Genomic DNA, 13,228 nt, shown 5'->3' with positions numbered 1-13,228 from the left:
AGGAACGTGAGCCCTGGGCTGAAATCAGCCGGGCACTGCCCCGAAATGGGAATGGGAGACGAGGGAGAGCTGCCAGCCACCCGGCCGTGAGCTCAACGGCAACGGTGGTGGGCCTGGGCGATGCCGGAGCAGGCGAGCGCGAGGAACATCCCTCTCGCGCCGCCTACGACACCGAACAGGTCGTCGAACATCCATCCGTAGCGACGACCCGCATCAGCTCTGTCTTGCTGGGATTGCATGACCATCGGCCTTCATCAGGAGGGTCTTCCATAAGGAAAGACGCGAAGACCGGCGTTTGTGAGCGAGGTGTTTCCTCCGCTCGCCCTCTCGGGAGAAGAGGGCTCAATGAAGGGAACGGGAATGTCCCACCGCTCTCACCGCCTCGGCCAGGGAGTCGAGCTCCTCCTCGAAGTCCGCGATGAGCTCCCGCGGCTCGGGCACCAGGCCCGCGTCCGCCGCCACGCCCAGCGTCACATGGCCCGCGTAGCTGAAGATGCTCAGGCCCACGCCCAGCCGCGCGGCCATGGGCACCCAGAACATCACGCCCGCCAGCCTCGCCCCCGCCAGGTACACCGGCCGCCTGGGCCCCGGCACGTTCGTCATCACCAGCGAGGCCTTCTTCCGCATCACCTCCACCGCCGCCCGCTCCACCGGCGCCGGCGCCATCCCCGCCGCCGTCAGCATCCCGAACATCACCGCCGCTTCCGGCGAGCGCTTCAGCCCGTCCATCCGCCGCTTCAGCTCCCAGAGCCGCTCCACCGGATCCTCCACCCCGAGCGGCAGGGGCAGGAACACCACGCCGAACCGGTTGCCCAGCTCACGAGGAATGGGCTCGTTCAACGGCCGCAGGTTCACCGGCACCACCGCCCGCAGGTCCTCCGGCGATTGCCCGCGCGACTCCACGTAGCGGCGCAGCGTGCCCGCCACCACCGCCATCACCACGTCGTTCACCGTGCTCCCGGTGCCGTGGCCGATCTCCCTCATCCTCCCCACCGGAACCGGCCGCGACCAGGCCACCCGCTTCTCCGTTCCGAGCTGGCCCTTGAGGGGAGACGGTGGGTCCTGTGTCAGCGTCAGCAGTCTGCTCAGCGCCGAGGCCCCTCGCGCGCCCTCCACCGCCAGGTCCATGAGCTGGATGGGCTCGGCCAGCAGCTCCGAGCCCCGCTTCCACGCCGACCGTGTCGAGCCCACCACCGTGCGCGCGCCCCGCAGCAGGCGCGCCAGCGCCCCTGGCGTCTCCGCCTCCTCCTCGATGCCCACGGACGCCCGGCCACCCCCCGCGCCATCATCCGTCAGCGACAGCAGCACCCTCGCCAGCGAGATGCCGTCCGAGATGCAGTGGTGCACGCGCATCAGCAGCGCGCCCCCCGCCTCGTATCCCTGGATGAGGTGCAGCTCCCAGAGCGGTCGCGAGAAATCCAGGGGCGTGCTCATGGACGCGCCCACCAGCGCTTCCAGCCCGGCGCGGTCTCCGGGCGCTGGCAGCTCCGTGTGCCGCAGGTGCGCCTCCAACCGGAAGCCCGGGTCCTCCTCCCAGCGGGGCGCCCCCAGCACCCCGCCCGTCACCACGCGCTGCCGGAAGCGCGGGTAGCGCTCCACCAGCCGCTCGCGCACCACCTCCGCCAGCCGCTCCGGGTCCACGGGCTCATCGAACCAGAGCACCGCCGTGATGACCATCAGGCTCGTGGGCTCCTCCATCTGGAGCCACGCCGCGTCCACGTGCGTCATCCGCTCGGACATTCTTCCTACTTCGTCTCTTCCGGCTTCTGCCGGCGGAACTGGAACGTCTGCTTGGAGGGCGTCTGCGCCGTGAGCGTGAGCGTGTCCCCCTCCACATCGTATTTGTAGGGACGGCCCGGCTCGAAGCGCTCTTTCGACAGACCGATGACGCGCGGCTTGCCGCACACCGTCCCCACCGCCTGTCCGGACTTCGTCTTCAGGTCCACCGTGTCCTTCTTCTCGTCCACCTGGAAGGCGCCCCAGGAGCGGACCTGCAGCTCGTTGCCCTTGCCCAGCGTGGCGTCCTCCAGCTTCGTGCTCAGGACGAAGCAGCCCTGGGGCGTCACCTCCAGCCAGCGCTCGTAATCCGGCCGTGGCTTCGCGTCCTCCGTGCCCTCGCCACCGACGACGCGGGCCCTTTCGTTGGGCCGCAGGCTCGCCGCCTCCAGGGTCCAACGGCCCACCACCTCCTCGGGCACCTTTCCAGAGCCCATCGAGGCATCCGCGCACGGGTCCGTGGTCTCCTTCTCGGGGCTGGGCGGCGCGGGCTCGAAGGTGCGTCCGCACTGCGGCCCGCAGGTACGGGCCACGCAGGCCGAATCATCCGCACCGCAGCCGGACTTCGCGGCGCAGTCCCCGAGCGACTTCAGCGCCTCCTCGCACCCCTTGGCCAGGCAGCGGTCCACGCACGTCACGTCGATGCAGCGGGACACGCAGACCCAGTTGGCCGAGCCGCAGCGGCCGGCCAGGGTGCGCGGCTTGCTGGCGGCCGGTTGGCCCGCGGGGGACTGCGCCCCGGCGGGCAGGCTCAGCAACAGGAGGAGCGGAACGAAGCTGGAGACACGCAGGTGGTTACCCTCACTGGAAGCTCCACCGCCATGTGGTGATGTCCGGCAGCTCCGGCAACGACAGTTCCACGTGAACCGTCTCGTAGCGGGCAAAGTCCCGCGGATCCGTCCGCAGCAGTAGCACTGGAGTACAAGCCCGCTGGCGCTCGGGGAAGGTGTCGAAGGACAGCTCCGAGTCGAAGCGGGACCGGTAGAAGAGGCACAGGCCGTCCATGCGGCCCTCGCGCACCACCGGCCGGGACAGGCGCAGGCGCTGCGGCAGCGCGCCGGCCCGCAGCGTCTCCAGGTCGAGGGCGAAGGCGGGCTCGGGGTCGCACAGCAACCGCTCCACGTCCTGGGGCCGGATGAAGCGGGTGAAGTACGCGGGGTCCATCGTGTCCCGCAGCACCTGCAGGCAGCTGAAGTCCACGCTGGGCAGACGCTGGTTCCAGATGAAGGGCAGGCGCGCCTCCTCGCGCAGCTGCACCGGCTCGAAGAAGACCTCGAAGCGGTTGGGCAGGATGCGGCCGCCGCGCGCCAGCACCCGGTCGCGCAGGTTCAACAGCCGGGGCACCAGCCCCGTGTCGAAGAGCGCGTCCCCCACCTGGTCATGCAGCAGGACGTCCGCCTTCTCCGGGGGCTGGAAGCGCGAGCTGTCCACGCGCACGAACTCGATGTCCGAGAGCCCGTTGCGGCGGGCCACCCAGCGGGCCGTGTCCAGATTGCGCGAGGCATCCACCGCGTACAGCTTCCGGGGACCGTGCTTCGCCGCGAGGAAGGCCCGCAGGCCATTGCCCGTGCCCACGTCCACCACCACGTGGCCCGGCTTCACGTAGCGCTCGATGGCGCGCCGGTACGTCTCCACCCGCTCCGCATCCACCAGGCCCGAGTCCCGGGGCACCGGGCTCGACAGCTCCGGTGGCGCGCTCACGAGCATGTTTCGCAGCGTCCCCACCAGGGGCAGGTGGCGCAGCTTGAATTGCAGATCCCCCAAAGCCTGACGAGGCAGATTCCTCAGGTTCGCCATGACATCCCCCCACGGCGCGTGGCGCCGGATTCCCGGTCCCTATCAGACCGGAACCCCGGGATACCTGGAATGCACGGAGCCGGGAAGGGTGGGCGGCCCCGCCGTCACATCACGGACGCGGGGAGTTTTCGGGGATGAACACTGACGCGCCGCGACAGGCTTTCAGCGCAGGTCGGCCGCGAAGGCCAGCAACCGCTCCCGTGCCTTCAGCAACGTCTCGCGGGGAATGGAGAAGACCACGCGCATCCGCGCCGGGTCTCCACACCAGTCCCCTCCGTTCAGCACCACGTGCGTGCGCGCGTACACCACCGCGGGCAGGTTCTCCACGGTGAGCCGCTCCCCGTCCACCTCGCGTCCCAGCCAGGAGGTCACCCTCGGCGCCAGGAAGAGGCCTCCGGCCTCCACCGTCTCGGCCCTTCCGTCCTCGGGCAGAGCCTCGGCGATGAGCTCCCGCTTCTCCGCGAGATCCCTCCGCATGCGCGCGAGGAACTCGCGCAGGGCCCGGTGCCGCTCCGGGTAGAGCAGCTTCCCCTCCGGGCTGCGCGCATAGGCCGCGTAGAGACGCGAAGCCGCCCGCGCCGTGGCCAGGTGCAACACGCCCGGCGCGCTCTCCCGCACCGCCGCCGCCAGCGCCCGGTCCCGTGTCGCCATCCACCCCACGCGCAGGCCACCCGCCGCGAACTCCTTGGACAGGCCCCCGAGCACCACCGTCCGCGCGCCGATGCCCGGCACCGTCGCCTCCAGTCCCACCGGGCCGTGCACCGTCTCCGCCGTCGGGTTGGAGAGGTTCACCAACCCGAAGATTTCATCCGAGACGAGCAGGCAGCGCTGCTCCACCACGTACGCGGCCAGGCCCACCAGCTCCTCGTGGGACAGGTAGTACCCGGCGGGGTTGGAGGGCTGCGAGATGACCACCACGTCCGGAGCGCCCGGCCCCCGCCGCGCCTGAAGGGCGGACAGGGGCGCCAGGTCCACCTCGGCCCCGGCGGCCACCCACGCGGGTGGCAACACGCCGTAGCAGGGGGTGGCCACGAACACGCGCGGAGCACGTCCCAACATCCGCCGCAGCGCCACGCCCAGGTGGTGCACCAGCGGCCACACCCCGGGCGCGAGCAATATCTCCTCGGGCGTGTAGCGCACGCCCCGCGTCTCCAGCAGGAAGGCCGCCACCGACTCCGCCAACCCGTGCTGCGTCCCCGAGTCGCGCGGCGCCGCGCACGCCGCCACCAGCCCCTCCATCAACGGTTGCGGCAGGGGGTACTCGTTCTCCCCGTAGTCCAGGCGGATGAGCTCCGGGTCGTCGACGCGGAACACCTTGGGCGCGAAGGCCGGGAAGCCCGCCAGCCGGGCGATGCGCTTGGAGCGCGGCAGGGGCACCTCCGGCACCGGGCGCGCGGGCGGGGGCCGCGGCTCCGCGAAGGCGATGCGGAAGGTGAGCAGCTCCGCGAAGGTGCGCTCGTAGAACCACTGCACCAGCGTGCTGATGCGCGAGTACGTCACCTCCGCCGCCACCTCCAGGTCCTCTCGCAGGCGCTCCGGCACCGGCAGCAGCAGCGTCAGCTCCCAGTCCGGGAAGACGGCGTTCTTGATGAGCCCGTACAGCACCACCAGGTGCGAGGTGTGCGGCTCGCGGGCCAGGAACTCGAAGAGCGTGCGCGGCTCCACCTCGGCGGTGATGTTGAAGAAGGGGCTCTCGTCGAGCACCACCAGGATGCCCCGCCGCTCCGCCTCGGCGAGGATGTCCCGCAGCTCCGCCATGTTGGCGCGCTCCCCGGGCTCCACCGACAGCAGCACCACCTTCACGTCGAACGCCCCCAACAGCCGGCGGATCTCCCCCAGCGTGTTGTGCGTGACGGTGACGTGCACGCCCGCCTTGGCCAGCACCGGCGCGTACACGCCGTGCAGGTTGTGCGACACGAGCACTCCGTCGCCCTCGTCGCAGGTGGCCAGCAGCAGCGAGTACACCGCCTGCTCGCGCTCGGGCGCCACGAAGAGTTCCTCCTCCGCGAGCCGCAGCTCGAAGAAGCGTCCCAGGTAGCGCGCCACGAGCTGGCGCAGGCTGAGGTCCCCGGACTCGTGCGCGTACGGAAGGAAGGGCGAGCGGGCCAGACGCTCAGCCAGCCCGGCCACGAAGCCGAGCTGCTCGGGCGGGGAGGCCGCCAGGTCCAGCGCCTCCTGCAACCGGGGCAGGCCCAGGGCGCGCAGGGCGGCGCGCAACGCGAGCGTCTCGCGCGGCAGGGCGAGCCTCGCCTCCCATACCGCCACCTCGTGCCAGATGGGATGACCCGCGGCCAGCCACCCGAGCGCGGTGGCGGCGCGCAGGGGCTCGGGGCTGTGCGCCTCCATGAAGAATTCGAACTCGCGCTGCGTGCGCTGCTCCAGCGCCACCAGGGGGCGGATGTCCGTGTCCGCCGCCTGCATCACCCGCCGCGCCACGCGCACCCGGGTGGTGAAGCCGCGCCGGGTGAACATGCGCTCGATGATGGCCCGCCCGGGCCGCCCCGCGAGGTTGAGCAGCAGCCGCCCGTCCGGCGCCAGGCGCTCGGGCACCTCGTCCAGCAGCCGCGCGATGAGCCCCAGCCCGAAGTGGTCCTCGTAAACGTTCTGGATGGCGCAGTAGTTGGACAGGTCGTACAGGGCCTGCTCGTCGGCCTGGGATACCTCCGCCGGCAACCCCTCGCCGCGCAGCACCTGCGGAATGCAGCCCACCACGAAGTCCCACGGCTCCGGCCCGGCCACCTGGCGCAGCAGGTCGCTCTCCCCGAAGGAGAGCCGCGACACCAGCGCCTCGTCCCCGTTGAGCCAGGCGTTGCACCACGCCACGGGCGCCGAGTGGGGATTGAGGTCCACCCCGAGGATGTGCGCCAGCCGGGTGAAGCGGGCCAGCGCGATGCACACCCACCCCGAGCCCGCGCCCACCTCCACCAGCCGCTTGCCGGCGTACTCATCGAGGGGGACCTTCAACAGTCCCTCCAGGAAGGTGTGGGCCCAGGCCTCGGGCGAGAAGATGGAGGGCAGCAGCAGCAACTCCAGCCGCTCCTGGGAGGAGCCCACCGCCACCACCACCGAGCCGAGCCGCAGGGGCGCGCCCTCGGGCTTGTCCCGGGCGAGCCCGGCCAGCTCCCGCAGCTCCGCGAGGGCACGCGGGCGGCTCTCGGGCACCGCGAGCTGCTCGGACAGGGTGCGCAGCTGCTGGAACGCTTCCCGGGGCGACGCGGGGTAGGTGGCCATGGATGGCTCCTAACTCATGAAGTCGTGAGCCACCACGGGCCGGAGCTGGTTCAGTGCGACAGCGGGCGGAAGGGTCCGCATCAGCAGATCCCTCGCCCAACGCCCCAGCGGGTTGCGCAGGTACCGGGTGGACCCCACGCGAAGGCTCAGCCCGGCCACGTAGGCCGTGCGGGGTTGACGTCTCGCCTCGTAGGCCCGCAGCGCTCGGACCTTGTCGGTGTCCTTGCGCAGCCGCTTCGCCAGCACCAGCGCGTCCTCGATGGCCTGGCACGCACCCTGGGCCATGTCGGTGACCATCGCGTGCGCCGCGTCTCCCAGCAGCGAGACCGGCCCCTCACCCCAGCTCGGCAGCGGCGCCAGGTAGTGGATGTCCGTGCGGAGGATCTCCGCCTCGGGCGTGGCGTGGACCAGGGACTCCACGGGCGCCATCCATCCGCGGACGCGGCTCAGCACCGCCTCCTTGTGCCCTCCCTCGGGGTCCTTGCCTCCCTCGGGAGCGGCCGCCAGCAGGAACCAATACATCCGCTTCGAGCCCGACGCCCCCGGGCCGATGTGACAGATGCCGAAGCGCGCTCCCGGACCGTAGATCTCGAACTGCTCCCCTTCGGGCACCGGGGTGGAGGTGACGTCCACGATGCCGCGCCAGGACGTCCGGCCGCCGTACCGGACTCGCACGTCCGGGAACAGCTGCTGACGCACGGCCGAGTGCAATCCATCCGCGCCGATGAGGCACTGGCCACGCACCTGCCCGCCATCGGCGAAGTCGATCCGCACGCCGTCGTCCTCGCGGAGGAAGCCCGTGCAGGCGGCGCCCAGGCGCACCCCCTCCGGCCCGAGCGCCTTCAGCAGCACCCGCATGAGCTCCGCGCGGTGCAGCACCAGGGTCGGCTGTCCCAGCTCGCGGCACAGCACCTCGACGGGGAGGCGGGAGAGCACCTTGCCATCCCAGCGGTGGATCACCGTCTCCCGCCAGGGAGCGCCCAGGGCGCCCACCTCTCGCGCCAGTCCCAGCGCATCGAGCGCCCGCATCGCATTGGGCCAGAGCGACAACCCGGCCCCGGCGTGCCGCCAGACCCCGGCCCGCTCGTACACCGCGACATCCAATCCAGCCTGGCGGAGCGCGATGGCGGCGCACAGCCCGCCAATACCTCCGCCAACGATGACGACTCCGTGTGATTCCATGGGCCCCCCAGGAACTTCGGAGCCCCACGATAGCTCAGGCGCGGCGCAACACCCGGACATTCACGCCGCCCTCGAGGGGCTGGGTGAGGTCGGGGCCGATATAGCCGCGCATCCGCAGGTGCGTCTCGGCTTCCGCGAGCGTGCGGAAGATGGTCCAGGAGCTCCTCGACAACGTCGCGACCGTATAGGCCATCATCCGGGGGATGGGACCGGGGATGGCGCACACCACCTCCGTCACCCGGTCCGACAGCTCGCGATCCAGCTCCTTGAACACGTTCGCGTAGCCGATCCTCGCGTTCACCATCCCCATGCCGTCGTAGAAGAAGCAGAAGGTGCCCGGCTGGTGCTTCAACGCCTGGCGGATCTCATCGCAGAGCGCCCTGCCGTTGAGCTCATCACCGTGCTCGGGGTGCCTCACCCGCACCAGCCAGGTCGCCACCGGCGGCAACTTGAGGCTGCCCACCGCCGCTCGCGTCATCAGCGGCCGGGTGAACGCCTCGAGTTCTGGATTGGATGGAGCGGGCATGACTCCAGGATTGTACCCATGGGAGCGACCCGGAATAGAGCGACACGTGCGAGACAAACGTCGGCGCCGGTCAGAGCACGGCAATCTTGGAAAGATGCGCTTGGAGAGGCATTGGTTTTCCAGCGTGCTCCGGGAGAACGGGAAGACACATGGTGGATGCGTGACGCCACAACACGACTGGCGTGCATGGAGCCCGTTTGGTGAGCACCATGACACCACCCCGCTGCCCTGAGCTCGTGACCGTCACCCGCTCCGGAAGGGAGGAACCATGAGGAAGAAGAAGCAACGGGACGACGGCACCTGGACTTCCATCCGCGAGAGTCTGGATGACTTCCACCCCGCGCAGCTCGCGGCGCGGCTGCGCGAGTACCTGGTCCCCCGCATCCCCCAGGGAGCGAAGCACCTCGACGAGCGGACGCGCTCGGCCCTGCTCGAGGGTGTCGGCGAGCTGCTCGCCGAGCACGCCGGGGCCTGGTACACGGAGGCCCACGTCCCGCTCGGCAATGAAGTGCTGGGTGACTACTGCCGGTGTCACGGCTTCTTCAACCAGGGCGAGCCCCCCGACGTCGGCGTGGAGAGCAACATCCAGCGCATCCTCTCCGCGCTCGGCGCCGCCCATGCGTGGCTGTGCACGCTCGACACGTACTTCCGCTCCCTGGCCCTGCCCCTGGACGAGGCGGACCGCGCGGCGGTGCTGTCGGACGCGGTGCGGCGGGTCATCGACTTCACCGTCGAGGCGACCCGCTGCGAGGAGGGCTGGTCCCGCTACACCCACCAGGCCCTCGGCTGGCTGTTGGAGTCCCAGGGCATCCGCCGGACCCAGCGCCTGGAGCGGGCGCTGGACACGGTCCTGGTGGGCTTCACGAGCGGATCCGCGCCCTCCTCCGACGAGGCCCGCCAGGCCGCGAGCTCCATCGCCCTGGCGGCGGTGAAGGAGGACTTCCGCCGGAGCTACCCGGACGAGAGCGCCTCCTGAGGGCGGCTCAGGGCGTGCCCGGGCGCACCACGCGGAAGGGGGCGGACGTCACCTCCTGCCGCTCCCCATCCCACTCCACGTCCGTGAGGTAGCGGTACTCGCCCTCCGCCAGGGACTCCCGGAGGACGCGGCGCTCGGAGGACTCCTCACCCGGACCCAGCCGCTTCTGGATGGCCGCGCAGACCTCGTTGTCGATGAGCGGCACCGTCTCCCAGGCCTCTCCCACGTGACGCTGCAGCGTGGAGAAGCAGAGATTGTAGCCGAGTGGCTGAAGCGACTCGTTGCTCAGCCGCAGCGACAGCTCCGAGCCGGTCACGTACAAGCCCCGGTCCGTCTTCAGGACCGCGTCGCCCACCACGGGCGCGCCACAGGCCATCAGCCCGAGCGCCACACTGCCAAGGAACATGTTCCAACGAGGCATATCGCCCCTCCTCTTCGTTCTCCGCCCGTGAATACGGGTCGTGGAACGAGGACGATGCAAGGCGCGTGCACCGCCGGATTCAGGCCGGCTGGATGCCGAGCCGCTCGTCTCTCCGTCGGAGCCAGGCGACCAGCGGCAGCGACAGCAGCACCATCCACACTTTTCCCAGCACCTGCCCCATCAGAAATTCGAGACCGCCAAAGGCGAGCTGGAGGAAGAGGACGCTGTCGACGACGAGGCCCACGAGGCTGCTGACGAACACGGCGAGCACCAGCCCGCGCCGTTGCAGCGGCGTGTAGACGGCGAAGTCGGCCAGCTCGGAGATGGCGAAGGCGCACCCGGAGGCGACGACGAGCGGAGGCGGAGCGAGCACCGCCGACAGCAGCGCGCCCACCGCGATGGCCAGCAGGGTCCAGTTCTTGCCCAGCCGGCGCTGCACCAGGTCACGCAGCACCAGGGCGATGCCGACGATGAGGACGCCGCTGGGGGCCAGGATGCCAGGGCCCACGGGGAGCAGGCAGGGGCCGTTGTCCGGGCACACCACCCCCACGTGGCCGATCATCCAGTTGGAGAGTGGAATCGAGGCACAGAAGCCCAACAGGTAGATGAATCCCTCGACTCGACGCTGCTCCATGTGCTTCTGCTCCACGACGAACGGATGTTCCTGGCATCCGGGGCGCGCGCGGCATAGCACGTTTCCCCGGCGCTGTCAGAATGCGCCCCTCCCCTCTTTATGAAGAACGCGGCCCCGCCCATCTTCGACGACTCGCGCTGGCCCCTGCTGCGCATCCGGTTCCCGAGGGTGCTTTCCGCGACGGAGTACGAGAGCTTCCTCGGTACCTTCGCCGACTACCTGCTGCGCTCCGAGAAGCTCCTCCTCTACATCGACCTGAGCCGGGTCGGGATGGTGCCGATCGAGCAGCGCTGGCGCCAGGTCGAATGGTTCGAGCAGTACGACCAGCGCTTGCGCGAGCAGGTGCTCGGCTCCGCCCTCGTCATCACCTCGCCCGTCATCCGGCTGGCGCTCAGCGCCATCACGTACTTCAAGCCCCTGCCCAACCCCGTCGCCATCTTCGCCCGGCCGGAGGAAGCGGAGGCCTGGGCGGCCGAGCGCCTCCAGGAGGCGGGGCTCACCCAGGCCAGCCAGGGGCCCTGACGGCGGCGCGCGCTACATCATCGGCGCCGTCGTCTCGAGCTCCTGCGTCTCCAACAATCCCGTCTGCTTGAGCAGCGGGTGGGTGCTGGGAGCGCGGCCCCGGAAGGACTGGAAGACCTCGAGCGGGTGGCGGCTACCGCCGAGCGCGAGCACCGTGTCCCGGAAGCGCCGCCCGGTGTTGGCGACGGCCTGGGCATCGGACAGCCCCGCCTCCTCGAAGGCGGAGAAGGCATCCGCGGAGAGGACCTCGGCCCACTTGTAGCTGTAGTAGCCGGCGGCGTACCCGCCCGCGAAGATGTGGGTGAAGCTGCACAGGAAGCGGTCCTCCGGGAGCGGCTTGAGGACCGTGTTGTCCGCGGCGATGCGCGTCTGCATGTCGAGGACGCTCGGCGCGTCATCGTCCCCCGCGGGGTATCGGTGGTGCAGCTCCAGGTCCAGCGTGGCGAAGTACACCTGCCGCAGCGTCTGCGAGGCGGCACGGTAGATGCGCCCGGCGCGGAGCTTCTCCTGGAGGGCCTTGGGCAACGGCTCGCCCGTGTCCACGTGGCGCGCGAGCCGGGAGAGCGTCTCCTCGTGGAAGCACCAGTTCTCCATGAACTGGCTGGGCAGCTCCACCGCGTCCCACTCCACGTTGTTGATGCCGGCGGCCTCGGGGTAGTCCACCCGGGTGAGCATGTGCTGCAGGCCATGGCCGAACTCGTGGAAGAGCGTCTCCACTTCGCGGAAGGTGAGGAGCGCGGGCTTGTTGCCCACTGGAGGCGTGGCATTGCAGACGAGGTAGGCCACCGGCAGGCGCAGGCTCCCGTCGGGCTTGCGCTTGCGGTCGACGGCGCCGTTCATCCACGCTCCACCGCGCTTGGTGGCCGGGCGGCTGTAGGGGTCCAGGTAGAAGGCGGCGATGTCCTTGCCCGACTCGTCCGCCACGCGGAAGAAGCGGACGCTGGGGTCCCACACGGGAACTTCACCGTCGGCGGCACGCACCGTGACGCCGAAGAGGCGCCTGGCCGTGTCGAACAGGCCCTCCAGCACGCGCGGCATCGCGAAGTACGGCCGGAGCTCCTCGTCGGTATAGGCGTAGCGCTCCTCGCGCAGACGCTCGGCCCAGAAGGGCACGTCCCACAGCTTCAGCTCGAGCGAGGTGTTGCCCGTCTTGCGGCGCGCGTACTCGGTGAGCTCGGCGTTCTCGTCGCGGGCGCGAACACGGGCGGCCTTGCGCAGCTCGCCGAGCAGCTGCTCGACGGCCTGGACGCCGGGCGCCATCTTCGCCGCCAGGCTCACCTCGGCGAACGAGCCGTGGCCGAGCAGGCGGGCCTTCTCGCGGCGCAGGGTGAGGACGCGCTCGATGAGCGGGCCGTTGTCCGTGTCTCCCGAGGAGGCGCGGGTGACGAAGGCCCGGTAGAGCTTCTCGCGCAGCTCCGGCCGGCGCGAGTGCTCGAGGAAGGGCACGTAGCTGGGTGCCTCCAGGGTGATGCGCCAGGGCCCCTTCTCGGGGGTGGGCTCGGGGGCTCCCTCGGCCAGTCCCTGCTTCGCCGCCTGGGCGGCGGCGGCGAGCGCGCTGGGCGGCAGGCCCTCCACCTCCTCGGGCCTGGTGAGCGTCATGGACCAGGCCTTGGTGGCGTCGATGACGTTGTTGGCGAAGCGGGTGGACAGCTCGGCCAGCTCGCGCTCGATCTCCTGGAAGCGCGCACGGGCCTCGCCCTGTAGCCCCACGCCGGACAGCTCGGCGTCACGGATGGAGGCGTCGACGATGCGGTGCTGGGTGTCGTCGAGCTTCTTCCAGTCCGGGCCCTCGCGCAGCGCCTTGAGCGCCTTGTAGAGAGGCTCGCTCTGGCCGATGCGCATGAAGGCCTCGACCACCTCGCCCTCGACGGCGGCGTGGGCCTGACGCAGCTCCGGGCTGTTCTGCACGCCCATGAGGTGGTTCACCACGCCCCAGGCCAGACCGATGGGCTCGGTGATGGCGGACAGGCGGGCAACCGTCTGCTCCCACGTGGGGCGTACGTCACGCTCGAGCGCGTCGAGGTCGGTGTGCAGGCGTGCGAGCAGCTCCCGGATGGCGGGCTCGACATGCTCCGGGCGGATGCGGTCGAACTTCGGAAGACCTTCGGTCTGAAGCAGCGGATTGTCAGATGTAGGCGCGGTCATTGCCTTCTGACGTTAGGG

11 protein-coding genes are annotated in these 13,228 nt (G+C 70.5%); 2 read left to right on the top strand and 9 right to left on the bottom strand.

The annotated features are described in order from the left end of the window. Positions 1-342: 342 nt before the first annotated feature. The 6 genes from NR810_RS13440 to NR810_RS13415 form a co-directional block, all read right to left on the bottom strand. Complete coding sequence (locus NR810_RS13440; protein WP_257452438.1) at positions 343-1,740, bottom strand: WS/DGAT/MGAT family O-acyltransferase; 1,398 nt, start codon at positions 1,738-1,740, stop codon at positions 343-345. Between the two features lie 5 nt (positions 1,741-1,745). Continuing rightward, on the bottom strand, positions 1,746-2,534 hold the full coding sequence (locus NR810_RS13435; RefSeq protein ID WP_257452435.1) for a hypothetical protein: 789 nt from the start codon (positions 2,532-2,534) through the stop codon (positions 1,746-1,748). A 43-nt stretch (positions 2,535-2,577) separates the two neighbouring features. Next, positions 2,578-3,573, bottom strand: coding sequence for a class I SAM-dependent methyltransferase (locus NR810_RS13430; protein ID WP_257452432.1), 996 nt, complete (start codon positions 3,571-3,573; stop codon positions 2,578-2,580). Positions 3,574-3,735: 162 nt separating this feature from the next. Next, positions 3,736-6,804, bottom strand: coding sequence for an aminotransferase class I/II-fold pyridoxal phosphate-dependent enzyme (locus NR810_RS13425; protein ID WP_306818148.1), 3,069 nt, complete (start codon positions 6,802-6,804; stop codon positions 3,736-3,738). Between the two features lie 9 nt (positions 6,805-6,813). Beyond that, positions 6,814-7,986, bottom strand: a complete 1,173-nt coding sequence (locus NR810_RS13420) for an FAD-dependent monooxygenase (RefSeq protein ID WP_257452428.1) — start codon at positions 7,984-7,986, stop codon at positions 6,814-6,816. 34 nt (positions 7,987-8,020) lie between these two features. Beyond that, on the bottom strand, positions 8,021-8,512 hold the full coding sequence (locus NR810_RS13415) for a hypothetical protein (protein ID WP_257452426.1): 492 nt from the start codon (positions 8,510-8,512) through the stop codon (positions 8,021-8,023). A gap of 268 nt (positions 8,513-8,780) precedes the next feature. On the opposite strand from NR810_RS13415, the gene NR810_RS13410 reads away from it, so the two are divergent. Beyond that, positions 8,781-9,488, top strand: a complete 708-nt coding sequence (locus NR810_RS13410; protein ID WP_257452423.1) for a hypothetical protein — start codon at positions 8,781-8,783, stop codon at positions 9,486-9,488. Between the two features lie 7 nt (positions 9,489-9,495). Here NR810_RS13410 and NR810_RS13405 read toward each other — a convergent pair whose 3' ends face one another. Both NR810_RS13405 and NR810_RS13400 read right to left on the bottom strand, forming a co-directional pair. After that, positions 9,496-9,909 carry a hypothetical protein gene (locus NR810_RS13405; RefSeq protein ID WP_257452420.1) on the bottom strand — a complete coding sequence of 138 codons (414 nt, stop codon included), beginning with the start codon at positions 9,907-9,909 and terminating at the stop codon, positions 9,496-9,498. Between the two features lie 79 nt (positions 9,910-9,988). Then, a complete protein-coding gene (locus tag NR810_RS13400; RefSeq protein ID WP_257452417.1) occupies positions 9,989-10,543 on the bottom strand; it encodes a VUT family protein in 555 nt (184 codons plus the stop codon). Between the two features lie 99 nt (positions 10,544-10,642). On the opposite strand from NR810_RS13400, the gene NR810_RS13395 reads away from it, so the two are divergent. After that, positions 10,643-11,065 carry an STAS/SEC14 domain-containing protein gene (locus tag NR810_RS13395; protein ID WP_257452414.1) on the top strand — a complete coding sequence of 141 codons (423 nt, stop codon included), beginning with the start codon at positions 10,643-10,645 and terminating at the stop codon, positions 11,063-11,065. A 12-nt stretch (positions 11,066-11,077) separates the two neighbouring features. Here the strand turns inward: NR810_RS13395 and NR810_RS13390 are convergent, their stop codons facing one another. Beyond that, positions 11,078-13,210 carry a M3 family metallopeptidase gene (locus NR810_RS13390; protein ID WP_257452411.1) on the bottom strand — a complete coding sequence of 711 codons (2,133 nt, stop codon included), beginning with the start codon at positions 13,208-13,210 and terminating at the stop codon, positions 11,078-11,080. Positions 13,211-13,228 lie beyond the last annotated feature (18 nt).

Origin of the sequence: Archangium lipolyticum, assembly GCF_024623785.1 — a bacterium.
Classification (GTDB): domain Bacteria; phylum Myxococcota; class Myxococcia; order Myxococcales; family Myxococcaceae; genus Archangium; species Archangium lipolyticum.
Note: the sequence above shows the minus strand (reverse complement) of the source record. Positions and strands in the feature narration are given on the sequence as shown.

Coding starts and splice junctions, on each gene's coding strand:
- NR810_RS13405 (WP_257452420.1), bottom strand. CDS start 9,909: ATGCCTCGTTGGAACATGTTCCTTGGCAGTGTGGCGCTCGGGCTGATG.
- NR810_RS13395 (WP_257452414.1), top strand. CDS start 10,643: ATGAAGAACGCGGCCCCGCCCATCTTCGACGACTCGCGCTGGCCCCTG.
- NR810_RS13425 (WP_306818148.1), bottom strand. CDS start 6,804: ATGGCCACCTACCCCGCGTCGCCCCGGGAAGCGTTCCAGCAGCTGCGC.
- NR810_RS13415 (WP_257452426.1), bottom strand. CDS start 8,512: ATGCCCGCTCCATCCAATCCAGAACTCGAGGCGTTCACCCGGCCGCTG.
- NR810_RS13410 (WP_257452423.1), top strand. CDS start 8,781: ATGAGGAAGAAGAAGCAACGGGACGACGGCACCTGGACTTCCATCCGC.
- NR810_RS13400 (WP_257452417.1), bottom strand. CDS start 10,543: ATGGAGCAGCGTCGAGTCGAGGGATTCATCTACCTGTTGGGCTTCTGT.
- NR810_RS13390 (WP_257452411.1), bottom strand. CDS start 13,210: ATGACCGCGCCTACATCTGACAATCCGCTGCTTCAGACCGAAGGTCTT.
- NR810_RS13440 (WP_257452438.1), bottom strand. CDS start 1,740: ATGTCCGAGCGGATGACGCACGTGGACGCGGCGTGGCTCCAGATGGAG.
- NR810_RS13420 (WP_257452428.1), bottom strand. CDS start 7,986: ATGGAATCACACGGAGTCGTCATCGTTGGCGGAGGTATTGGCGGGCTG.
- NR810_RS13430 (WP_257452432.1), bottom strand. CDS start 3,573: ATGGCGAACCTGAGGAATCTGCCTCGTCAGGCTTTGGGGGATCTGCAA.